The organism is Castellaniella hirudinis, from assembly GCF_047468865.1.
GTDB lineage: Bacteria > Pseudomonadota > Gammaproteobacteria > Burkholderiales > Burkholderiaceae_B > Castellaniella > Castellaniella hirudinis_A.
Map to the genome: position 1 here is coordinate 37,650 of NZ_JBLGTV010000015.1, position 23,146 is coordinate 60,795.

The window sequence follows — 23,146 nt, forward strand, 5'->3', positions numbered from 1 at the left end:
TCAGCGGGCCCGGTCGGGACGCCGGGGATGTGCCGCCATTCTACCGAATCCAGGCGATGATTGTTGTGAAATTACATTTCAATGTGGAACTTCTATTTTTATCTCAATAAATGTAATTTAACTAGATAATCGTCTATACTGGACACCCGTTCTTTTCAGGAGACCACCGTGATTCCCCATCCCGTTGTCCAGGCCGTCACCGACCGCATCGTCCAGCGCAGCCGCGTCACCCGCGATCTCTACCTGGCGCGCACGCGCAGCGCCTATGGCCAGCGCGCGCAGCGCAGCATCCTGGGCTGTACCAATCTGGCGCACGCCGTGGCGGCGGAGCCGGTGGACAGTAAATCCCGCCTGACGACGACCGAGCGCCCCAACCTGGCTATTGTGTCCGCTTACAACGACATGCTGTCGGCCCACCAGCCGTTGGGGCGCTACCCGGATTGGATCAAGCAGGCCGCCTTCGGGGCCGGCGGCAGCGCCCAGTTCGCCGGCGGCGTGCCGGCCATGTGCGATGGCATTACCCAGGGCCAGGCAGGCATGGAACTCAGCCTGTTTTCACGGGATGTCATCGCCATGTCTACGGCGATTGCGCTCAGTCACCAGATGTTCGACGCCGCGGTGTGCCTGGGGGTGTGCGACAAGATCGTGCCGGGGCTGTTGATCGGCGCCCTGACGTTCGGCCACTTGCCGGTGGTGTTCATCCCGGCGGGCCCCATGCCGACGGGGATTTCCAACGACGCCAAGGCCAAGGTGCGCCAGCGCTACGCCAAGGGCGAAGTCGATCGCGCCGCTTTGCTGGAATCCGAGCTGCAGGCCTATCATGCGCCCGGCACGTGCACGTTCTACGGCACGGCCAATTCCAATCAGATGCTGATGGAAATCATGGGGCTGCATCTGCCGGGGGCGTCGTTCGTGCCGCCCGGCACCGCCTTGCGCGAGGCCCTGACCCGGCACGCGGCGCGTCACGCCCTGGGCCTGGCGGCCGGGGGGGATCGCTACACCCCGATTGCGGAAATCATCAGCGAGCGCACCATCGTCAATGGCATTGTGGGCTTGCTGGCCACCGGCGGCTCCACCAACCACACCATGCACTTGGTGGCGGTGGCGCGTGCCGCCGGCATCCAGATCAACTGGGATGATTTTTCCGATCTCTCGGACGTCGTGCCGTTGCTGGCGCGGGTGTATCCTAATGGCGCGGCGGACGTCAACCAATTCCACGCGGCGGGCGGCATGGCTTTCCTGATCCGCGGCCTGCGCCGGGCGGGTCTGCTGCACGAGGACGTAGTTACGATCATGGGGCGCGGGCTGGCGGCATACGAGCGCGCCCCGGTGCTGCGCGAGCGCCAATTGGCCTGGGAAGACGGGCCCCGGGCATCCGGCGATACGGCGGTTCTGCGCGGGCCGGACAAGCCGTTCAGCGCGGATGGTGGGTTGAAGCTGCTGCGCGGCAACCTGGGCCGGGCCGTGATCAAGTCGTCTGCCGTGGCCCCGGAACACCAGATCATCGAGGCGCCGGCGCGCGTGTTCGACGACCAGGCCGATCTGCTGGCGGCGTTCCAGCGCGGCGAGCTGGAAACAGACTTTGTCGCCATCGTGCGTTTCCAGGGGCCGCAGGTCAACGGCATGCCGGAGCTGCACAAGCTCACGCCGGCGCTGTCGGTTCTGCAGGGCAAGGGCTATCGGGTCGCGCTGGTGACCGATGGCCGCATGTCGGGGGCGTCGGGCAAGGTGCCGGCCGCCATCCATGTGTCGCCCGAGGCGGGCGCGGGCGGGCCGCTGGCCCGGGTTCGGGATGGCGACCTGGTGCGCCTGGATGCGCGCGCCGGCGTGTTGGATATCGTGGGGGATCCGGCTTGGCTGGATCGTGCGCCTGCCCAGGCCGACCGGCAGGCGGCGTCCTGGGGCATCGGCCGGGAGCTGTTCAGTGTGGCGCGTGCCCACGCGGTGGGGGCCGAGCAGGGCGCCTGTTTCTTCCAGTGGGCTTCTTGATGGCCTGAGCGCCGGGCGTCTTGCCCGGCGGCCCCGCGCCAGATGCCCGGCGCTCAGGGGCGTGGCGCGGGCGCAACGTCGTCGGGCGCGGGGCACCAGTACAGCTGCGCCCGGGGGGCCGTGGCCGCCAGGATCACCCCCACCGGCGGGCCGGCGGCGCCCGCCGCCAGGGCGCTTTCCAGCACCGCCCGCTTGGCGGCCCCCTGGGCCGCCAGGTAAACGCGCCGGGATCGGCTGATCGCGCTCAGGTTCAAGGTGATCCGGCGCCAAGAAGACGAGGGCGGGGCGACGCCCAGGTAGCCCGGCGGCTGGCTGGGATCCAGGGCCAGGGCCAGGCGGGGGTCGTCGGGAAACAGCGAGGCCGTGTGGCCGTCCGTTCCCATGCCCAGCACCAGGACGTCGGCGGGCGGCGGCGGATGGTCCGGGGCCAACCGGGGGGGGACAAAGCCGGCCCGGGCGGCGGCATGGCGCAACAGGTGTTCGCGCACCAGGGCTTCGTTGCTGTCCCGGGCGGTTGGCGGGACGCAGCGCTCATCCACCAGCAAGACGGTGATTCTGGCCCAGGGCAGCGGGCTGTGCGACAAGGCGTGGAACAGTGGGATGGGAGAGCGCCCCCCGGATATCGCCAGGCTGGCGAAGCCCTGCGCCTGCAAGGCGGCTTCCAGGTCGCGCGCGATGGCGTGCGACAAGGCCCGGGCCTGATCCTGTGCGTTGGCCGACACGTGCCAGAGGGGGGGCGTCATGTCGCGGCCTCCTGTGCCTGGCGCGCCAGGATTCTGGCCGCGCCCAGCAGCGCGGGGTGCCGGGCCTGGATGATGTGGGTCGGGATTTGGCCGAGATAATCCCGAAACCGGCCTTTGTCCTCGAAGCGCGCCCGAAACGGCGATTGATCGAAGTACCGCCCGAGCTTCGGCACGATGCCGCCGCCGATGTAGATCCCCCCGCGCGCGCCCAGGATCAGGGCGAGGTCGGCGGCCACCGTGCCCAGGAAAGCGCACAGGCTGTCGAGCGCCCGGCGGCACAGCGCATCGTCCCCGAGCAGGGCGTGTTCGCTGATCCAGGCGGCATTCTGGGGCGCCACCGTCTGACGGGCCAGCGCGGCATGGGCGAGATACAGGTTTTCCAGACCTTGCCCGGAGATCAGGCGCTCGGCGGAGACATGCCCGTAGGTATGGCCCACCCAGTCGATCAGGGCGCTTTCCTCGCGGTTGTGGGCCGCCAGGGTGATGTGTCCGCCTTCGCCGGCCAAGGGGGTGTAGCCTTCCTGACACGGAATGAGGCCGGAGATCCCCAGTCCCGTGCCGGGGCCGACCAGGCCGATCGTGGCGCCGGCCTGCGCCGCGCCGCCGCCCACCTGGCGCAGGTCGGCGGCGTCCAGGGCCGGGATGGCCATGGCCAGCGCCGTGAAATCGTTGACCACCCGCAGCATGTTCAGTCCCAGCGTCCGGCGCAGGGCCGTGATGGAGAACTGCCAATGGTGATTGGTCATGCGGATCTGGTCGCCGGAGACAGGGTTGGCGATTCCGAAAGCGCACCAGCGGGGCGCCGGCAGGCGGACGTCGGCCAGATAGGCGGCGATGGCCTCGGCGGGCCCCGGATAGTCGGCGCAGGCCAGCGTCCGGGCGGCCGCCATCGGCTGGCCTGGCGCCAGGATCATGGCGAAGCGGGCGTTGGTGCCGCCGATGTCGCCGACCAGGCGGGGATATGAATCGGCGCGTGAGGTCAGGGGGGCGGTGTGCATCATGTCGTCGTGAGGGTGTCAGTGTCCAGGCCGGTATGCCAGTACAGGCCGTGGCGCGCCAGCATGGCTTCGGCGGCGGCCGGCCCCCAGGAGCCGCTGGCATACGGGTGGGCGGGCTGGCCGATCTGCGTCCAGGCCTGCAGAATGGGTTCGACCCAGCGCCAGGCGGCTTCTTGCTCGTCGCGGCGGACGAACAGCGTCAGCTTGCCCTGCAGGATGTCGCCGATCAGGCGCTCGTAGGCGTCCGGCTGGCGGTGGCGGCTGGATTTGGCGTAGTCCAGGCTCAAGGCGACGGGGTGCAGCCGCATGCCGTCGCCGGGCGACTTGGCCATCAGGTGCAGGGTCATGGTTTCCTGGGGCTGCATGCGGATGACCAGGCGGTTGGCCTGCAGCCCGGCGGCCGGCGTGTCGAAGATGGACGTCGGCACGTCGCGGAATGTGACCACGATTTCCGCCAGCCGCTGGTTCAGGCGCTTCCCCGTCCGCAGGAAAAACGGGACGCCGGCCCAGCGCCAGGTGTTGATCCGGGCGGTCAGGGCGACGTAGGTCTCGATCGTGCTGGCGGCGTCGACGCCGGTTTCGTCCCGGTAGGCCGGCCGATCCGCGCCGCCCAGGTATTGGCCGCGCACGGTGTGCGTCAGCGCATCGGGGCCGCGCAGGGGTTCCAGGGCATCCAGAACCTTGAGCTTTTCATTGCGCACCGCGTCCGCCTGCGTGCTGGGCGGCGGTTCCATCGCCAGAATGGCCAACAGCTGCAGCAAGTGGCTTTGCACCATGTCGCGCAGCGCCCCGGTATTGTCGTAGAAGCCGCCCCGCGTCCCGATGCCTTCTTGTTCGGCGACCGTGATCTGAACGTCGCGCACCCATTCCCGGCGCCAGAGCGGCTCAAGCAGCACGTTGCCGAAACGCAGCGCCAGCAGGTTCTGGACGGATTCCTTGCCCAGGTAGTGATCCACGCGGTAGATCTGGTTTTCTTGGAAGTACCGGCCGATTTCGTCGTTGATCTGCCGGGACGAGGCCAGGTCGTGGCCCAGGGGTTTTTCCACGGCGATCCGGCTGTCGGGGCGGATCAGATCGTGTGCGCTCAGTCCCTTGCAGATGGCCGCGAACAGGGACGGGCCCGTGGACAGATAGAAGACTCGGGCGTGGCCGCTGCTCATCCGGGACGCCAGGGCCGCGAAATCCGCAGGCTGGTGCGCGTCGAGCGATACATAGTGCAGCCGTTTTGCAAAGCCGTCCCAGTCGCTGGACAGTTGGCCCGCCTGTTGCAGCGCCTGGGCCAGGCGCTGCCGGTAGCTGGCGTCGTCCCCGGGGCTGTGGGCGACGGCAAAAATCCGGGTGCGCGGCCCCAGCAGCCCTTGGGCATGCAGGCGCATCAATGCGGGCAGCAGCTTGCGCCGGGCCAGGTCGCCGGTGCCGCCGAACAGAATGAAATCGGTGTTGGGAGAGTCGCTCATGGAGGAGGCCATGCTGGTTTCTGGAGTGGGTTCAGGTAGATCAGGTGATGAATATGTAGTAATAATACATTTTTATCGAGATGCCATTCTTGCACCTATAGCGGTAAAAATAAAGATTATTAGGGATATCCATGAGTTCTAAGCCGGCAAAAATTCCTTAATATGTAGTCAAACTAAATTCCTTATTGGAGGAGCCAAATGAAATTCAAGATGCGGGCTTTGCGCGTGGCCGTGTTGGGATGTCTGTTGATGAGCGGCGCGGCGGCCAGCGCCACCGATATCGAAGTGCTGCATTGGTGGACGTCCGGGGGCGAGGCCAAGGCGGCCGCCCAGCTGAAATCCATCATGGAATCCAAGGGCTATACCTGGAAGGATTTCGCGGTCGCCGGCGGGGGCGGCGAAAACGCCATGACGGTGCTCAAGACGCGCGTCGTGTCCGGGGATCCGCCCGCCGCCGCGCAGATCAAGGGCCCCAGCATCCAGGAATGGGGCCAGGAAGGCGTCCTGGCCAACCTGGATCCGGTCGCCAAGATCGAGAAATGGGATCACATGCTGCCGGCCGCCGTGGCCAATGTCATGAAGTTCGATCATCACTATGTGGCGGTGCCGGTCAATGTCCACCGCGTCAATTGGCTGTGGGTGAATCCGGCGGTCTTCCAGGCCGCCGGGGCGACCGTCCCCAAAACCTGGGACGAATTCCCGGCCGCCGCCGAAAAAATCCGCGCGGCGGGCTATATCCCCTTGGCGCACGGGGGCCAGCCCTGGCAGGATTTCACGGTGTTCGAGTCCGTGGTGCTGGGCGTGGGGGGCGCCGATTTCTATCGCCAGGCGCTGGTCGATCTGGATCAGGACGCCTTGCGCAGCGACACCATGAAGCGCGCTTTTGAAGTCTTTGGCGCATTGCGCGCCGATATCGATCCCGATGCCCCCAATCGCGACTGGAACCAGGCCACCACGATGGTGATCAACGGCAAGGCGGCCATGCAGCTGATGGGCGACTGGGCCAAGGGCGAATTCACCCAGGCCGGCAAGGTGCCGGGCAAGGACTACGAATGCGTCGCGGCCCCCGGGTCGCAGGGCGCGTTTACCTTCAATGTCGATAGCCTGGTCATGTTCCAGCAGGATGCCGATGATGTGGCGAAGGGGCAGCAGGTTCTGGCCTCCGCCGTCCTCAGTCCGGCTTTCCAGAAAGTCTTCAATCTGGCCAAGGGTTCCATCCCGGTGCGCACGGACATGGACATGGCCAGCTTCGATGCCTGCGCCCGGAAATCGGCGCAGGATTTCCAGGCGGCCGCCCAGTCCGGGTCGCTGGTGCCCAGCATCGCCCACCAGATGGCCGTTCCGGCGGCCACGGCGGGGGCCATGCAGGATGTCGTGACCCAGTTTTTCAACACGCCTGACGCGCCGGTCGAGCGCGCCCTGGCACAACTGGCCCAGGCTGCCCAGGTGCAATGAAGGCCCGTCCCATGGAACAAACGCTGACGCACGCGTCCGGCGGGCGGCTCGGCCTGCGCCGCCTGCCGGGCCGCCTGGGGCAGGGCCTGGAACACTGGATGCCCCGGCTGGTGCTGTCGCCCAGCCTGGTCATCATGCTGCTGTTCATCTACGGCTACATGTTGTGGACTGTCGTCCTGTCGCTGACGCCCTCGCGGCTGCTGCCGCGCTACGAGTTCGCGGGCCCGGCGCAGTATGTGGCGCTGTTTTCCAATGACCGCTGGTGGCTGGCCCTGAAAAACCTGGCGGTCTTCGGCGGCCTGTTCGTCGTCCTGTGCCTGGTCGTCGGCCTGGCGCTGGCCGTGCTGCTGGATCAGCGCATCCGCGCCGAAGGCGCGATCCGCGCGATCTACATGTATCCCATGGCCCTGTCGTTCATCGTCACGGGGACCGCCTGGCGCTGGATGCTGAATCCCGACCTGGGCTTGCAGCACGTGGTGCGGGATTGGGGCTGGACGTCTTTTCGCTTCGATTGGCTGGTCGATCCGAACATGGCCATCTACACCGTGGTGATCGCCGCAGTCTGGCAGTCCTCCGGTTTCGTCATGGCGTTGTTCCTGGCCGGGCTGCGCGGCATGGACGAATCCATCATCCGCGCCGCGCGCGTCGATGGGGCCTCGATGCCGGTAATCTACTGGCGCATCGTGCTGCCCAGCCTGCGGCCGGTGTTCTTTTCTTCCATCATGATTCTCATGCACATCGCCATCAAGAGCTTCGACCTGGTGGTCGCGCTGACCAATGGCGGGCCGGGGCTGGCCACGGATCTGCCGGCGGTGTTCATGTATGCCTTCGCCTTCACCCGCAATCAGGTCGGCCTGGGCGCCGCCAGCGCGGTGATGATGCTGGCCACTGTGGCGGCGATCCTGGTCCCGCTGATCTATTCTGAATTGCGGAGGCCCGTCCATGGCTGATACTGCGCGCATTGGCGTCCGGCGCGCCACCTGGTCCGCCCGTTGGGGGCGGTGGCTGATCTACGGGCTGTTGGGCCTGGTTTGCCTGTATTACCTGGCGCCGCTGTATGTGATGGTGGTGACCTCGTTCAAAAGCCTGGCGGAAATCCGCACGGGCAATTTGCTGGCCTGGCCGTCCGACCCCACGCTGGCGCCCTGGTTCAAGGCCTGGTCGTCGGCGTGCACCGGGGTGCGCTGCGAGGGCCTGCAGGGCTATTTCTGGAATTCGGTGCAGTTCGCCGTGCCCGCCGTCCTGATTTCAACCCTGATCGGCGCGCTCAACGGGTATGTGCTGACCAAATGGCGGTTTCGCGGCGCCAACCTGTTCTTCGGCCTGCTGCTGATCGGCTGCTTCATTCCGTTTCAGGTCATCCTGCTGCCCATGGCCCGCACGCTGGGCGCCCTGGGCATTGCCAGCAGTCTGACGGGCCTGGTGTTCGTCCACGTGGTGTATGGCATCGCCTTTACCACGCTGTTTTTCCGCAACTACTACGTCACGATCCCCGACGAGTTGGTCAAGGTGGCCCGCATCGATGGGGCCGGTTTCTGGCGGATTTTCTTTGCCATCATCCTGCCCTTGTCGGGGCCGATCATCGTGGTCAGCATCATCTGGCAGTTCACCCAGGTGTGGAATGATTTCCTGTTCGGCGTGGTGTTTTCCTCCGGCGAACGCCAGCCCTTGATGGTGGCGCTGAACAACCTGGTCAATACGTCCACCGGGGTCAAGGAATACAACGTCGACATGGCCGGGGCGATTTTCGCCGCCTTGCCGACGTTGCTGGTATACGTCGTCGCCGGAAAATATTTTGTGCGCGGCCTGACCGCCGGCGCGGTCAAGGGCTGAGCCCGTTTCAACAAAGAGGTCCAGTGTGGGTTCCTTATCCGTTCGCAACGTGCGAAAAATCTATCATGGCGCCGAAATCCTCAAGGGCATCGACCTGGATATCCAGGATGGCGAATTCCTGATCCTGGTCGGCCCGTCGGGGTGCGGCAAATCGACCCTGCTGTCCATGATCGCCGGGCTGGAACCGGTCGACCAGGGGGATATCCTGATCGGCGGACGGCGGGTCAACGACCTGGGCCCCAAGGATCGAGACATCGCCATGATGTTCCAATCCTATGCCTTGTACCCGAACATGTCGGTGGCCCGGAATATTTCATTCGGCCTGGAAATCCGCAAGGTGCCGCGCGCCGAGCGCGACCGCGTCGTGCGGGATGTGGCGCGCATCCTGCAGATCGACCACCTGCTGGACCGCCGCCCCGCGCAGTTGTCCGGCGGCCAGCGCCAGCGCGTGGCCATGGGGCGGGCCATTGCGCGCGCGCCCAGTCTGTTCCTGTTCGACGAGCCCTTGTCCAATCTCGATGCCCGCCTGCGCATCGAGATGCGGCTGGAAATCAAACGCCTGCACCAGCGCATGGGCACCACGGTCGTTTATGTCACGCACGATCAGGTCGAGGCCATGACCCTGGGGGACAAGATCGCGGTCATGAAAGGGGGCGAAGTCCAGCAGTTTGGCACGCCCAAGGATATCTACGATAATCCCGCCAATCGTTTTGTTGCAGAATTCATGGGCTCACCCACGATGAATTTCATTGATACCCGGGTCGAAGCCCAGGCGGGGCGGCTGGGGGTGCGGCTGGCGGCCGACGGCGCGCACTATTGGCTGCCGGCGGCCCAACCCGTCCAGGATCGCCTGGCCGCCCGCCTGGGGCAGCCGGTGCTGTTGGGCATCCGGCCGGAACAAATCACCCATGCCCAGACCGAGAGCCGGCATCCGGTCGCCCGCTTGCGCGTCGTCCTGACCGAGCCCACCGGGCCCGACACGCTGGTGCTGGCGGCGCTCGATGGCCAGGATGTCACCTGCCGGGTGCACCCGGATCACGCCGTGTCGCCCGGCGCCGCCATGGCCTTGCAGTTTGATTTGTCCAAGGCGGTTTATTTCGACGCGGACAGCGGGCTGCGCGTCGCATGACCGTCCCGGAACAGGCCCTTCTGCCGGATCCGCTCCTGCCGCATCCGGGCGGGCCGCGCCTGCTGGCCGACATCGGGGTGACGCATGCGCGCTTCGCCCTGGAATCCGCGCCCTGGCAGCTGGCGCAGGCCACGACGCTGAATTGCCGGGACTACGACAGTCTGCAGGCCGTGGTCAGCGCCTACCTGGACGGCATCCCGGGCGACCGGCCGCGCCATGCCGTGATCGCCATTGCCAATCCCGTCCAGGGCGACGAGGTTCGCATGACGAACCGCGACTGGCATTTCTCCATCGAAGCGACCCGCCGCGCCCTGGGGCTGGACATTCTGCTGGTGGTCAACGATTTCACGGCGATGGCCATGTCTTTGCCGCATCTGGCCCGCGCCGACCGCTTGCGCATCGGCGCGGGCGGCGAGCCGGGCTCGGGGGTGATCGGGCTGATCGGGCCAGGATCGGGGCTGGGGGTGTCGGGCTTGATCCCCGCCGCCGGCCACTGGGTGACGCTGGGCAGCGAAGGCGGGCACGTCAGCTTCGCCCCGGGCAATCCGCGTGAACTGGACATTCTTCGGCACGCCTGGGCCCGGTTTGGCCATGTCTCGGCCGAGCGGCTGCTGTCCGGGCCGGGCCTGGAGCTGATCTGGCAGGTGCTGGCGGGCGCCGCGGGGGGGGCGGCGCCCTCGGCGGCGCAGATCGTGGCGCAGGCGCTGGCGGGCCAGGCGCAGGCGCTGGACGCCGTTGACACGTTCTGCGGCATGCTGGGCTCGGCCGCCGCCGACCTGGCGCTGACGCTGGGGGCCTCCGGCGGCATCTATATTGGGGGCGGGCTGGTGCCGCAGCTGGGACGCCAGCTGGCCCAATCGCCTTTTCGGGCGCGGTTCGAGGACAAGGGGCGCTTCAGCGACTACGTCAAGCGCATCCCGACCTATCTTGTGCTGAGTCAGGATCTCAGCCTGAAAGGCGTGTCCGCGATCCTGGATCAACAGCTGCGGATGCTGCATGGCGATGCCGTCCTGCTGGATCGGGTGCGCAGCGCGCTGCCGGGCATGAGTCCCGCCAGCCAGCGGGTCGCCAGGCTGCTGTTGTCGCAGCCGCACGGCTTCGTGCAGGATCCGATCGCCGCCATCGCCCGCAACGCCCAGGTCAGCCAGCCCACCGTCATCCGGTTCTGCCGCGCCCTGGGCTTTCCCGGGCTGCTGGATTTCAAGCGGAAGCTGGCGTCGGGCCTGAGCAGCTCCATCCCCTTGCAGCACAGCCAGGTCAAGGCGGGCGACCGCACGCCCGACCTGTCCGCCAAAGTGCTGGACAACACGGCATCGGCGATTTTGCGCCTGCGCGATACCGTGGACGCCCAGGCCGTCGCCCAGGCGATCCGCCTGCTGCGGGCCGCGCATCGGGTGGAAATCTTCAGCGCGGACGAGGCCGGCGGCGTGTGCCTGGACGGGCAGGACAAGTTCCTGCGCCAGGGGATTCCGACGGCCATCTATGCCGGCGCGCGGATGGAGCAGGCCGCCGCGCGGACGCTGGGGCCGCAGGATGTGGTGGTCGCGGTGTCGCACAGCGGCGCCCAGTCCGCCTTGTTGGACGCCACCACGGCGGCCCGCCAGGGCGGGGCCGCCGTGGTGGCCATCACCCGGGCCGATTCGCCGCTGGCGCAAGGCGCGGATGTCTGCCTGGCCGTGGATGCCGTGGCGCAGGACGCGGTGCAATCGTCCATGGTGTCGCGCATTTTGCAGCTGCTGATGCTGGATGTCATGGCGTTGGGGGCCGCCATGGCGGGGCGTCGGCCGGCCCCGGCGGCGCCGGAGGCGGGCGCCGCGCCCGAGTAGTCGTGTGCTGTCCGGCGTCCGCAGGGTGACCGCCCCTGGGGTGTTCGCATAAAATAGCGTTTTGAAAATGGCTTTCTGATGCCAAGCATCCTGCCCGGCGGACAGGGTGCTTGGCTTGTTTCATGTCTGGGAGATGCGGGATGGCACGGCCTTTGGATGGAGGCGCTTTTCCTTCGGCGGGCGGGGATCCCGTCGCGGCGCCCCGCCTGGTCGCTTTGGTGCCCGCCGCCGGGCTGGGCGCGCGGGCGGCCCGTGGCCCGGGGGTGCCGAAACAATACGCGCTGCTGGGCGGCCAGGCCATGCTGCGCCGCACGGTGCGCGCCTTGCTGGCCGAGCCGCGCATCGACCAGGTTCGGGTGGCGGTGGCCCCCCGCGACCCCTGGGTCGAGGCCGCCCTGGCGGGCCTGCCGCGCACGGTCTGGCGGCCCTGCGGCGGCCCCACGCGGGCCGCCACCGTGCAGGCCGCCCTGGCCGATGCGGCCTTGCCGCCGGATGCCTGGGTGCTGGTGCACGATGCCGCCCGGCCGGGGCTGCCTGTGCGGGCCTTGTCCACCCTGATCGATCTCTGTTGGCGGCAGGGCCGGGGCGGTCTGCTGGCGATGCCCGTGGCCGATACCGTGAAGCTGGCCGAGGTGCCGGATACCGGCGGCGCGGCCAACGGGTGCGTGGCGGTCGACCGAACCCTGGCGCGTGATCGTCTGTGGCTGGCGCAGACGCCGCAGATGTTTCCCGCCGCCGAGCTGTTGCACGCGCTGCGGGCCTGCGCGGGCGATGAACGCGTCACCGACGAGGCTTCGGCGCTGGAACTTTCTGGCGGGCGCGCGCCCCTGCTGGTGCGGGGCAGCCGCCAAAACGACAAACTCACCTGGCCCGAGGATTTCGACTGGTTCGAAACCTGGCTGCGGCATGCCCCGCCGGGGGCGACCAAGGATACCGACGCATGACGACCGATTTTCCCTTTCGTATTGGCCAGGGCCACGACCTGCACGCGCTGGTGCCGGGCCGTCCCCTGATCATCGGCGGGGTGCGCATCCCGTATGATCGCGGCCTGGCCGGCCATTCGGATGCCGACGTGCTGTTGCACGCCGTCACCGACGCCGTGCTGGGGGCCGCCGGCCTGGGGGACATCGGCCGGCATTTTTCCGACCGCGATCCCCGGTGGGCGGGGGCCGACAGCCGGCTGTTCCTGCGCGAAGCCGTGCGGCTGGCCCGGGCGGCGGGCTGGCGGGTCGTCAATGTGGATGCCACGGTGCATGCCCAGGCCCCGAAAATCGGCCCGCATGCGTCCGCCATGGCGGCCTGCCTGGCGCAAGACCTGGCGGTCGAGGCGGCGCAGGTCAATATCAAGGCCAAGACCAATGAGGGCCTGGGCTACCTGGGGCGTGGGGAAGGCATTGCCGCCAGCGCCGTGGCGCTGCTGGCGGCGTGCTGAAGGGCGCGACTGCCGCCGCGCATGTCGCGTCGTCCCGCGGGGCCGTGCATGCGCGCCCCGCCGGACGGGGCGGTTTTACAGCGTTGCGCCGCCGATGGCCCGGTTGCAGGCGCAGGGCTGCTCGGTCAGCAGGGCATCCAGCACGCGCAGGGTTTCTTCGGGGCTGCGGCCCACGTTGGCGGGGTTGACCGACACATGCTGGATGATGTTGTCGGGGTCGATGATGAAAGTGGCGCGCAAGGCCACGCCCTCGGATTTTTCGCGGATGCCCAGCTGGTCGATCAGCGCCCCGTTGGTGTCGCCGAACTGGTAATGGCTGATTTTGTTGATCTCCGGGCTTTCGCGCCGCCAGGCCAGCTTGACGTATTCATTGTCGGTGGACCCGCCCATCAGGATGGCCTCGCGTTCTTCGAAGGCATCGGCCAGCGCATTGAAGCCGATGATTTCGGTGGGGCAGACCAGGGTGAAGTCCTTGGGGTAGAAATAAATGACCTTCCATTTACCGGGAAAGGAGGATTCTGTGATGTCTTCGAAGGCCGAAACGCCTTTTTCCTCGGGTTGGCTGAAGCCGGGCTTGACGCCCGTGACGCGAAAGGCCTCGAGTTTGTCGCCTATGGTTTTCATCGGGGCTCCTGAGATAAGGGGATGGCCGACAGGGCCACGCTGACATTCTACGCTATGGCTTGTCGGCGGATCGCGCCTTGGACTTGGGGATTTCGATACGTGCCAGCAGGCCGTGTCCGGGCGGGGAATGCAGCTCGAATTTGCCGCCCACCTGGCCCAGCAGCCGCTCGACGATGGACAGCCCCAGGCCCGCGCCGCTGACGCCGGTGCGGGCTTGGTCGCCTCGGGCAAAGGGGCGCAGGAGCCGCTGGGTTTCGGTGGCCGGGATGCCCGGGCCCTGATCCTGGACTTCGATGCGCAGGACGGTGCCGCTTTGGTAAGCGTTCAGGTGGATGCGCACCTGGTCGTCCTGGGGGCTGCGGCCGTAACGACGGGCATTTTCAATCAGGTTGCTGACGATGCGTTTCAGGTCGTTGGCGCTGATGCGGGCCTGCAGGCCCGGTTCGATGTGGATTTGCAGGTGGCCGCCCAGGGTTTCCGTGTGATTGCGTTCGCGGTCGCCCAGATCCTGCAGCACGCGCGACACGTCGATGCCGGTTTCCGGCACCAGGCCCGCCGGGCGAGCGTATTCCATCAGTTGGCCGATGCTGTGGTTGATCTGGGCCAGGTCGTCGTCGATGGCTTGCCGGGCCTCGTCGCTCAGGTGGCCCATTTCGATTTCCAGACGGATGCGCGCCAGCGGGGTGCGCAGATCGTGGGAAATGCCCGCCAGCATGATTTCGCGGTCGGCCTCATTCTGCCGCAGATCCAGGGCCATGCGGTTGAAGGCGATGTTCAGGTCGCGGATTTCGAGGGGGCCTTTTTCCGGCAGCGGCGTGGGTGTTTCGCCGCGCGCCAGCTGTTGAGCGACTTTGGCCAGCTGGGACAAGGGATAATTGATGAAGCGCGCGCTGATGGCGGCCCCCAGCAGGGCCAGCATCAGAGAGGCCGCAATCCAGCCCAGCCATTCGCGGCCCGAGGTCAGGCGCAGTTGGTCGCGGTCGAAGACCAGCCAGTATTGCCTGTCGTCGATATGGAAGCTGACCCAGATGCCGGGCACCTGGTTGACGGCCCACAGCATGATGGCCTGGGAGCCCAGGCGATTGCGGACTTCGGTCGAGACATTTTCCCAGTACACGGTATGCGGCAGGGGTTCCAGGACGTCCGTGTTTTCGCGGGGCTGCACTCTCAGGCTTTCCTGGGTGGCCAGGTCCAACAGCAGGGCCGGGCGCACTTTCTTGGGCGCGTAGACCAGCGCCGACCGGGTGATGCTGACGGTTGTGGAAATGCGCTGGGCCAGCTGCATGGCGCGCGGCCCTTCTTCGATATCGAAAAAAATCTGCAGCCACGCCCCCAGGCTGACCAGCATGAGGCTGGCGATCAGCAGGAAGGAACGGGTGAACAGGCCCAGGCGCAGGCGCGGCAAGATGGCATGCCGGAATCGTTTAGGAAGCATGGCGGCGAACCGCAGGGGCGGCCCCCGCGGCATAGTGTGGAATCAGCGGCCGCCGTCGGGGACGAAGACATAGCCCAGCCCCCAGACCGTCTGGATGAAGACAGGCTTGGAGGGGTTGGGTTCGATCAGCTTGCGCAGGCGGGAAATCTGGACGTCCAGGCTGCGGTCGAAGGCTTCGTATTCGCGCCCCCGGGCGAGTTCCATGAGTTTGTCGCGCGACAGCGGCACCTTGGGGTGGCGCGCGAAGACCTTGAGCACGGAGAACTCGCCCGTGGTGATGGGGACGGATTCGCCGTCCTTGGTCAGCGTGCGGGTGGACAGATTGAGCACGAACGGGCCGAATTCGGTGGATTCGTTGTCCTGGCTGGGCGCCCCGGGGTGTTCTTCGGTGCCGCGGCGGCGCAGGATGGCGTTGACCCGGGCCAGCAGTTCGCGCGGGTTGAAGGGTTTGGTGAGGTAGTCGTCGGCCCCCATTTCCAGCCCGACGATGCGGTCGATTTCCTCGGCCTTGGCGGTCAGCATGATAATGGGCGTGTTGTCGTGGTTGCCGCGCAGGCGGCGGCAGATCGACAGGCCGTCTTCACCGGGCAGCATCAGGTCGAGCACGAGCAGATCGAAGTGTTCGCGCTGCCAGAGTTTGGCCATTTCCTTGGCGTCTTCGGCCACATAGACGTTGAACCCTTGTTCGGACAGGTAGCGCCGCAGCAGGTCGCGCAAGCGGGGATCATCGTCGACGATGAGGATTTTGCGGGTGAGGGTCTGGTTATGTGTGTTCATGGGTTAAATGTAACAGGGACGGGAAAAAGGCACCAGCGTCGATCACAAGCACTTACACAATACTAAAATACCGACATGATGGATGATTTTCACATTTTATCGTTTGAAACATCAAGCACTTTGTGCAGCGTCGCGCTTTGGTCGCAGCATGCCGGACGCGTGCGTTTGTATACCGCCCAGCACGCCGGGCGTCAAGATCACGCCGAGCGTATTTTGCCCCTGGCGGAAGGCTTGCTGGCCGAGGCCGGCCTGACGCGCCGGGATCTGTCCGCAGTCGCCTTCGGCCAGGGGCCGGGCGGGTTCACCGGCTTGCGGGTCGCCTGCGGGGTGGCCCAGGGCTTGGCGCTGGCGCTGGACATCCCCGTTCTGCCGGTCGATTCCCTGTGCGCGATCGCGGTGCAGCAGGCGGGGGCCGATCCCGCCGGGGTGCAGGTGGTGCTGCAAGACGCGCGCATGCACGAGATCTATGCCGCCGCCTATCAGGTTCAGGGGGACGACTGGATCACCGTGCAGGCGCCCGCCTTGCTGGCCCGCCGGGACGTCGTCGCCTGGGCCGGGCAACAGTCCGCCGCTTGGGCGATGCAGGCGGGCGGCGGCTGGGCGGTTCATGGCGATGCCGCCCAGGTGTTCGACGGGCTGGCCGGCGAACTATCGGCGCTGGGGGCGCAGGTATCCGTGGCGGCGGGCGCGCCCGCCTGCGCCCAGGCGGCCACCGTGGCGCGCCTGGCCGCCGCCGCCTGGCAAAAAGGCCGCGCCCTGGATCCCGCCCTGGCCGCCCCGGCCTATGTGCGCGACAAGGTCGCCTACACCACGGTCGAGCGTGCCCAGGGGCGGGGCGGCAATCCCCAGACGGATGCCGCGCAGCGCACCGTGCACGGCATGGCGCCCGGCGATCTCGACGAGGTCGCCGCGATCGAACGCCGCGTGCAGGCCAGCCCCTGGTCCCGACAGAATTTCGCCGATGCCCTGGCGGCGGGCTATCGGGGCTGGGTGGTGCGCCGCCTGGGCGCGATGCTGGGCTTTGCGCTGGTCATGGATGCCCCGGATATGGCACACTTGCTGGTGATCGGCGTGCGTCCCGATGCGCAGCGCCAAGGCGTGGGCGGCCAGCTTCTGCGCTGCTGCCTGGATCACTGCCGGCAGGCGGGCCTGCCGGCCCTGACCCTGGAAGTCCGCCCCAGCAATACCCAGGCCATTGCCTTTTACCGGCGGCACGGGTTTGCGCAGCATGGCCTGCGGCGGGCGTATTACCCCACGGGCCCGAATGGCCGCGAAGACGCCTGGATCATGACCCTCAACCTGGCGCCTTCCGCATGAATCTTCCGCTTTCCTGTTCTGGCCCGATGTTGGCATCCTGCCCGCGCCGTGCGCCGGGCCGCGCGCGCCCGCCCGGCCGTGCCGGTGTCCCGCTCGACGGGGCCGGCGCTTGCCCGGGCCGGCCCGGAGATGCCCCGTGAAGCCGCTTGTGCGTCTGGGGCAGGCCGCCTGGCTGGCCGAAATCGGGGTGGATCTGCATTGGCTGGATGTCCAGTCCGAGGCGGCCGCCGCTCCGGCGGCGGGTCGCGCCGCAGCCGCCGCCGAGGCCCGGCCGGCGGCGCCCGCATCGCCGCCGCCTGGCCCGTCGTCGGCCATCGCGCCCGCCGATGCGGCCGCGATGAAATCCCTGTTGGGCCGCTTGAAGCAGCCCGCGGGCCCTGTCCCGTCGGTGGGGCGGCCGGGCGTCGCGGATCAGCCGCCCGCGCGTCCGCTCGACGAAGAACCGGCGGCGGGCCGAGCGGACATCGCGTCGCTGGCCGCCCGGATTCAGGCCTGTCAGTCATGCCCCCGCCATCAGCAGCGGTTGCGGGCTGTGCCCGGGGCGGGCCAGGCCGACCATCCCGATTACCTGATCGTGGCCGAACAGCCCGGCATCGACGATGAGGTGGCGGGCATGCCGTTTCAGGGGGATGCGGGCCGCTTGCTGGATGCCATGCTGGCCGCGGTGCGGCTGCCGCGGGCGGCGTCGCGCTACGCCACCTATGTGGTGAAGTGCCGCGCCCTGGGCGGGCAGCAGCCCGGCCCGGAAGACATCGCGGCCTGTTTGCCGTATCTGCAGCGTGAAATCGCGCTGGTGCGGCCGCGCTGGATACTGGCTCTGGGGCAGGTGGCCGCCCGGGCCGTGCTGGGGGAGCGGGCGGATTTCGATGCCGCGCGCGGCATCGCGCAAAGCTGCCGGCTGGCGGATGGAACCGAAATCCCGGTCTGGGTCACGCATCAGCCGGCGTCGATGCTGGTGCGCGGCGCGCTGAAGCCCCAGGCCTGGCGCGATCTGGCCGCCTGGGCCCAGGCGGTGCGGGCCGCCGCCCAAGCCGCCCCCGGCGACGCTGGGTAAACAGGCGCGGACTCAGCGCAGGGCCGTGCCGTGTTCGGTCTGGCCGATCTGTTTTTCCAGGCCGGGGTTTGCGCGGTGGTTTAGGCGGTTCCATTGGATGAAGACCACCATCAGGCAGGCCACCAGGATGCCGAACAAGGCAATGATGATATTGATGGACAGGCCCAGCCACAGCATCAGGCTGTAGACGGCCAGCATCAGCAGGATATTCAGCTGCTCGTTGAAGTTTTGCACGGCGATGGAGTGCCCCGCCGACAGCAGGACGTGGCCGCGATGCTGCAGCAGCGCGTTCATGGGCACCACGAAATACCCGGACAAGCCGCCGATCAGCAGCAGCAGGCAGTACACCGCCCAGGGGGTGTACACCAACGGCATCAGCAAGACCACAAGCCCCATGGCGACGCCGATGGGCAGCACGGACAGCGCCTTGCGCAAGGGGACGCGCCCGGCGATCACCGCCCCGATGACGGTGCCGAAAGCCGCCACCCCCATCAAGACCGAGGCCTGATCCAGGCGGTAGCCCAGGTGCTGGGCCCCCCATTCGATGACGATGAACTGCAGCGTCGCGCCCGCGCCCCAGAACAGCGTGGTCACGGCCAGGGAGATCTGCCCCAGCTTGTCGGACCAGAGCACGCGCACATAGCGCGAGAAATTGCGGACCAGGGCGGCGGGGTGGGTTTGCTGGCGCGGGTAGTAGGCATGGGTGTCGGGGATCAGCAGATTGCAGATGGCGGCGGCCACATAGACCAGGCTGATCATCAGAATGGCGCATTGGGCCGTGTTGTCGGCCAGGGTGTTGACCCAGTCGAAGGACATCAGCCAGGCGGAGACCGCCGGACTGATCAGCACCCCGCCCAGCACGGTGCCGACGATCACGGACAGCACCGTCAGCCCTTCGATCCAGCTGTTGCCCTTGACCAGGAGTTCCGGGGGCAGCATTTCGGTGACGATGCCGTATTTGGCGGGGGAATACGCGGCGGCCCCCACCCCGACGATGGTATAGGCCACGAAAATCAGCATCAGCTGATGGTTGTGGGCGAAACCGAAGGCGCCGTAGCTGAACATCAGCAGGCAGCCACAGGTTTTCAGGGCATTGGTGGCGAACATTACCCGCCCCTTGGGAAAGGCGTCCGCAAAAGCGCCCACGAACGCCGCCAGCACCACGTAGGCCAGCGCGAACCACCATTTCATCATAGGGGCCATCCAGTCCGGGCCGCTTAAATCGGCGATCAGCCCGATGGCTGCGATCAGCAAGGCATTATCGGCCACAGACGATAGCGCCTGTGCCGCCATGACCATATAAAAGCCCTTGTTCAAGCGTGAACCCCAAGGTGATTGGTGCTGCGTTGTCCGCTGCCCGGCTGCTCTGCTTGGGAGGGGCCAAACGGCGGATGCGGCAATAAAATGGATTTGCAGTATAGCGGCTAACGCGCGCGGTCATGGCGGTTTGCCGGTGCTTGCGGCCCAGATCCCTTGTTTTGCTGCGTTATCATATGCTGTCCGCTCCTGTTTTCTCTTTTTTCAGCCCGCCAGATTCCCGTGCGCCTCACGCAGATCAAACTTGCCGGATTCAAATCCTTCGTGGATCCGACCGTGATCCCCACGCCCAGCGAATTGGTTGGCGTGGTGGGGCCCAATGGCTGCGGCAAATCCAACATCATCGACGCCGTGCGCTGGGTGCTGGGCGAGACCAAGGCGTCCGAATTGCGCGGCGCATCCATGCAGGATGTGATTTTCAATGGCTCGGGGCAGCGCAAGCCCGCCGCCCGGGCGTCGGTCGAGCTGGTGTTCGACAACAGCCAGGGCCGGGCGGCGGGCCAGTGGTCCGCATTTGCCGAGATTGCGGTGCGCCGGGTTCTGACGCGGGACGGCGCCAGCAGCTATTTCGTCAATAACCAGGCCGTGCGCCGCCGCGATATCCACGATATCTTCCTGGGGACGGGCCTGGGCACGCGGGGCTACGCCATCATTGGCCAGGGAATGATCAATCGCCTGATCGAAGCCCGGCCCGAAGAATTGCGCGTCTACCTCGAAGAAGCCGCCGGGGTTTCGCGCTATAAAGAGCGCCGCCGCGAAACCGCAAACCGTCTGCAGGACACCCGCGAGAATCTCACCCGGCTGGATGACATCCTGCGCGAACTGTCCCTGCAGCTGGACAAGCTGCAGGCGCAGGCGCAGGTGGCCGCCGATTACCGCGCCTTGCAGGCCGAGGGCGAGCTCAAGCAGCACGCGTTGTGGCTGCAGCGCGAACAGGCTGCCCGCGACAGCCGCCAGGCCCTGGCCCTGCAGGCCGAGCAGGCCCAGGGGCGGCTGGATGCCGCTGTCGCGCAGCTGCGCGCCTTCGAGGCCGGCCTGGAAGCGCAGCGCGAGGCGCATTTTTCCGCCGGCGAGGCCGTCCACCAGGCCCAGGGGCGTCTTTTTGAAACGGGGGCCCTGGTCAGCCGCCTCGAAGCCGAAATCCGTCATACCGTCGATGCCCGCCATCGCTTGCAGGCCCGGCGCGCCCAGTTGCAGTCGCAAATCCAGGAATGGGCGGATCAGCGCGGCCATACCGAGGCCGCCCTGGAAACCGCCCAGGCGCAGCGCGACGAAGCCGAAGCGCGGGCGGAAGTCCTGGCCGACCAGGCCCAGTCTGCCCAGGACAGCCTGCCCGGGCTGGATACCCGGCTGCGCGCCTTGCACCAGCAGCGCGAAGAAGCGCGCCGTGTCCTGGCCCGCACCGAGCAAGACCTGGCGCTGACGGCCCAGGCCCAGCGGGATGCGGATCAGCAATGGCGTCGGCTGGAAGAACGCCAGCAGCGGCTGCGGCACGACCGGGACGCGCTGGGCATGCCCGATCCCGCCGAACAGCAGCGCTGGGCCGGTGAGTGCGTCGTGGCCGAACAGCGCCTGGACGAGGCGCAGGCCCGCGTGCTGGCGCTCGAAGCCAGCCAGCCGGCCTTGGAGGCCGCGCTGGCGCAGGCGCAACAAGCCAGCCAGGAAGCGCGCCAGGGCCTGGATCGCCTGGAAGCCCGGTGCCAGGCCCTGGCGGCCCTGCAGGAAAAAATCCAATCCGATGACGCCCTGCAGCCTTGGCTGCAGTGCCAGGGCCTGGATGGCCTGGCGCGCCTGTGGCAGCAATTGCAGGTTGAACCGGGCTGGGCGACCGCGCTGGAAGCCGTGCTGCGCGAGCGCATGCATGCCTTGGGGCTGCGCGCGCTGGATCCCGTCTGTGCCTTCGCGGGGGACGCGCCCCCCGCGCGGCTGGCGTTCTACCAGGCGCCCGAGCAGGCTGAGGCTGTCGTGGCCGCGCCGGCCGGGGCGAAGCGCCTGCTGGATGTTGTGCGGGGACGCGAGGCCGCCTTGGCGCCGCTGCTGTCGGTCTGGCTGCGGGATGTTTTCCTCTGCGACGGCCTGGCCGAGGCCTTGGCCCGGCGTGCGCAATTGCCGCCGGGCGGACGCTGGGTGCTGCGCGAAGGCCACCAGGTGGATGCCTGCAGCGTGCGGTTCTATGCGGCCGAGTCCGAACAGGCGGGTCTGTTGGCGCGGCGGCAGCAGATCGACGACCTGGCCAGGGAAATCCGCGCGGCGCAGTTGGTGGCAGACCAGGCCGCCGATGCCCTGGCCCAGGCCCAGGCGCGGCGTCGGGCGCTCGACCAGGCCCTGCAGCCTGCGCGGGTGCAGATTGCCGAGCGCATGCAGGCCTTGCATCAGGCGCAAATGCAGCATCACCGTCTGGCCCAGCAGGCGGCCCAGGCCGGCGAGCAGGCGCAGCGCCTGGCGCGCGATATGCACGATCTTCAAGCGCAGATGCAGGTCTTGGCCGGGCAGCGCGAAGAAGCCGAGGCCCGTTTCGAGACCCTGGATCTGACGCTGGCCGAGCAGCAGGATCGCTACGCCGATCTGGATCAGCAGATAGAAGACCTGGCGGCGCAGGCTGAACAGGCCCGCCAGCAGGGGCGCGAGCGCGAACGCGCGGCCCAGGAAGCGGAGTATGCCGTGCGGACGTTGCACCAGCGCCTGGATGAACTGCGGCGCAACCTGCAGCTGGCGGCCGACCAGGGACGCCGCGCCCAGGCGGAGCTCGATACTTTGCAGGGCGAACTCTTTGCGCTCGATGAGTCCGTCGCCCAGGCGGGGCTGCAGGACGCCCTGGAAGCCCGGGCCGAGGCCGAGGACGCCTTGCGGCTGGCACGCATCCAGCAAGACGATGCGGCGGCGGCCCTGCGTCAGGCTGACGAAGGCCGCCTCGGCCTGGAGCGCACCCTGGATCCGCTGCGCGCCCAGATCACCGATCTGCAGCTCAAAGAGCAGGCGGCCCGCCTGGCGATCGAGCAGTACGCCGAGCAGCTGGACGCCCGCCAGGTGGATCGGCCGGCCTTGCAGCGTCACCTGGCCGAGCAGCCCGCCCAGTGGCGGCAGCTGGGCTGGCTGCAGGCCGAAGTCCAGCGGGTGTCGCGCCAGATAGAGTCCTTGGGCGCCGTCAACCTGGCCGCGCTGGACGAGTTGCAGGCCGCCCAGGCGCGCAAAGGCTTTCTGGACAGCCAGCACCAAGACCTGATGGCCGCCATCGACACCCTGGAAGACGCGATCCGCAAGATCGACCGCGAAACCCGCGAACTCCTGATGCAGACCTTCGAGACAGTGAATGGCCATTTCGGCCAATTGTTTCCACAGTTGTTCGGCGGCGGCGAGGCCCGCCTGAGCATGACGGGCGATGAAATCCTGGATGCGGGCGTGCAGGTCATGGCCCAGCCGCCGGGCAAGCGCAACAGCACGATCCATTTGCTGTCGGGTGGCGAAAAGGCCCTGACGGCCACCGCCTTGGTGTTTGCGCTGTTCAAGCTCAATCCGGCGCCGTTTTGCCTGCTGGACGAAGTCGATGCGCCGCTGGACGACGCCAACACCGAGCGCTACGCCAATCTGGTGCGCGGCATGAGCGGCCAGACTCAGTTTCTTTTTATTTCACATAATAAAATCGCCATGCAGATGGCCCGGCAACTGGTGGGTGTCACCATGCAAGAGCAAGGGGTATCGCGTATCGTAGCGGTAGATATGGATTCAGCTTTGCAGTGGGCCGCCACAGCGGCCTGAGCAT

The 23,146-nt window shown here is 67.4% G+C and carries 18 protein-coding genes; 11 read left to right on the forward strand and 7 right to left on the reverse strand.

The annotated features are described in order from the left end of the window. Positions 1-168 precede the first annotated feature (168 nt). Positions 169-1,989 (forward strand): phosphogluconate dehydratase, encoded by a 1,821-nt coding sequence (gene edd, locus ACMHYJ_RS14680; RefSeq protein WP_414246933.1) that lies wholly within the window; start codon positions 169-171, stop codon positions 1,987-1,989. Between the two features lie 53 nt (positions 1,990-2,042). Here the strand turns inward: edd and ACMHYJ_RS14685 are convergent, their stop codons facing one another. Genes ACMHYJ_RS14685 through zwf form a run of 3 tightly spaced genes read right to left on the reverse strand, consistent with a single transcriptional unit; the run spans position 2,043 to position 5,187 of the window. Then, complete coding sequence (locus ACMHYJ_RS14685; RefSeq protein WP_414246934.1) at positions 2,043-2,732, reverse strand: 6-phosphogluconolactonase; 690 nt, start codon at positions 2,730-2,732, stop codon at positions 2,043-2,045. Continuing rightward, complete coding sequence (locus ACMHYJ_RS14690) at positions 2,729-3,733, reverse strand: glucokinase (RefSeq protein ID WP_414246935.1); 1,005 nt, start codon at positions 3,731-3,733, stop codon at positions 2,729-2,731. The genes ACMHYJ_RS14685 and ACMHYJ_RS14690 overlap by 4 nt, the downstream gene beginning before the upstream one ends. Beyond that, complete coding sequence (gene zwf / locus ACMHYJ_RS14695; RefSeq protein ID WP_414246936.1) at positions 3,730-5,187, reverse strand: glucose-6-phosphate dehydrogenase; 1,458 nt, start codon at positions 5,185-5,187, stop codon at positions 3,730-3,732. The genes ACMHYJ_RS14690 and zwf overlap by 4 nt, the downstream gene beginning before the upstream one ends. Positions 5,188-5,385: 198 nt before the next feature. Here zwf and ACMHYJ_RS14700 point away from each other — a divergent pair, with 198 nt between their 5' ends. The 7 genes from ACMHYJ_RS14700 to ispF all read left to right on the forward strand — a co-directional run bounded on the left by ACMHYJ_RS14700 (position 5,386) and on the right by ispF (position 12,862). Further along, positions 5,386-6,642 (forward strand): ABC transporter substrate-binding protein, encoded by a 1,257-nt coding sequence (locus tag ACMHYJ_RS14700; protein WP_414246937.1) that lies wholly within the window; start codon positions 5,386-5,388, stop codon positions 6,640-6,642. A 98-nt stretch (positions 6,643-6,740) separates the two neighbouring features. Next, positions 6,741-7,592, forward strand: a complete 852-nt coding sequence (locus ACMHYJ_RS14705; RefSeq protein WP_414246963.1) for a carbohydrate ABC transporter permease — start codon at positions 6,741-6,743, stop codon at positions 7,590-7,592. Next, positions 7,585-8,475, forward strand: coding sequence for a carbohydrate ABC transporter permease (locus ACMHYJ_RS14710; RefSeq protein WP_414246938.1), 891 nt, complete (start codon positions 7,585-7,587; stop codon positions 8,473-8,475). Before ACMHYJ_RS14705 ends, ACMHYJ_RS14710 begins: the two co-directional genes overlap by 8 nt. Positions 8,476-8,500: 25 nt before the next feature. After that, a complete protein-coding gene (locus tag ACMHYJ_RS14715) occupies positions 8,501-9,604 on the forward strand; it encodes an ABC transporter ATP-binding protein (RefSeq protein WP_414246939.1) in 1,104 nt (367 codons plus the stop codon). Further along, a complete protein-coding gene (glk, locus tag ACMHYJ_RS14720; protein ID WP_414246940.1) occupies positions 9,601-11,430 on the forward strand; it encodes a glucokinase in 1,830 nt (609 codons plus the stop codon). Before ACMHYJ_RS14715 ends, glk begins: the two co-directional genes overlap by 4 nt. 140 nt (positions 11,431-11,570) lie before the next feature. After that, the gene (locus tag ACMHYJ_RS14725) at positions 11,571-12,374 is read left to right on the forward strand and encodes an IspD/TarI family cytidylyltransferase (RefSeq protein WP_414246941.1); all 804 of its coding nucleotides are present in this window, start codon (positions 11,571-11,573) and stop codon (positions 12,372-12,374) included. Then, a complete protein-coding gene (ispF, locus tag ACMHYJ_RS14730) occupies positions 12,371-12,862 on the forward strand; it encodes a 2-C-methyl-D-erythritol 2,4-cyclodiphosphate synthase (RefSeq protein WP_414246942.1) in 492 nt (163 codons plus the stop codon). Before ACMHYJ_RS14725 ends, ispF begins: the two co-directional genes overlap by 4 nt. A 75-nt stretch (positions 12,863-12,937) precedes the next feature. On the opposite strand, the gene ACMHYJ_RS14735 is transcribed toward ispF, so the two are convergent. Genes ACMHYJ_RS14735 through ompR form a run of 3 tightly spaced genes read right to left on the reverse strand, consistent with a single transcriptional unit; the run spans position 12,938 to position 15,698 of the window. Beyond that, complete coding sequence (locus ACMHYJ_RS14735; protein ID WP_414246943.1) at positions 12,938-13,486, reverse strand: peroxiredoxin; 549 nt, start codon at positions 13,484-13,486, stop codon at positions 12,938-12,940. 52 nt (positions 13,487-13,538) lie between these two features. Further along, on the reverse strand, positions 13,539-14,921 hold the full coding sequence (locus ACMHYJ_RS14740; RefSeq protein WP_414246944.1) for an ATP-binding protein: 1,383 nt from the start codon (positions 14,919-14,921) through the stop codon (positions 13,539-13,541). Between the two features lie 42 nt (positions 14,922-14,963). Continuing rightward, on the reverse strand, positions 14,964-15,698 hold the full coding sequence (gene ompR / locus ACMHYJ_RS14745) for a two-component system response regulator OmpR (RefSeq protein WP_414246945.1): 735 nt from the start codon (positions 15,696-15,698) through the stop codon (positions 14,964-14,966). A 78-nt stretch (positions 15,699-15,776) separates the two neighbouring features. Between ompR and tsaB the strand changes: the two genes are divergently transcribed. Then, positions 15,777-17,015 (forward strand): tRNA (adenosine(37)-N6)-threonylcarbamoyltransferase complex dimerization subunit type 1 TsaB, encoded by a 1,239-nt coding sequence (gene tsaB / locus ACMHYJ_RS14750; RefSeq protein WP_414246964.1) that lies wholly within the window; start codon positions 15,777-15,779, stop codon positions 17,013-17,015. A 136-nt stretch (positions 17,016-17,151) separates the two neighbouring features. After that, positions 17,152-18,069: a uracil-DNA glycosylase gene (locus tag ACMHYJ_RS14755; protein WP_414246946.1), complete on the forward strand. Its 918-nt coding sequence runs from the start codon at positions 17,152-17,154 to the stop codon at positions 18,067-18,069. Between the two features lie 12 nt (positions 18,070-18,081). Here the strand turns inward: ACMHYJ_RS14755 and lplT are convergent, their stop codons facing one another. Next, positions 18,082-19,386: a lysophospholipid transporter LplT gene (lplT, locus tag ACMHYJ_RS14760; protein WP_414246947.1), complete on the reverse strand. Its 1,305-nt coding sequence runs from the start codon at positions 19,384-19,386 to the stop codon at positions 18,082-18,084. A gap of 222 nt (positions 19,387-19,608) precedes the next feature. Between lplT and smc the strand changes: the two genes are divergently transcribed. Further along, a complete protein-coding gene (gene smc / locus ACMHYJ_RS14765; protein WP_414246948.1) occupies positions 19,609-23,142 on the forward strand; it encodes a chromosome segregation protein SMC in 3,534 nt (1,177 codons plus the stop codon). The last annotated feature ends 4 nt before the right edge of the window (positions 23,143-23,146 follow it).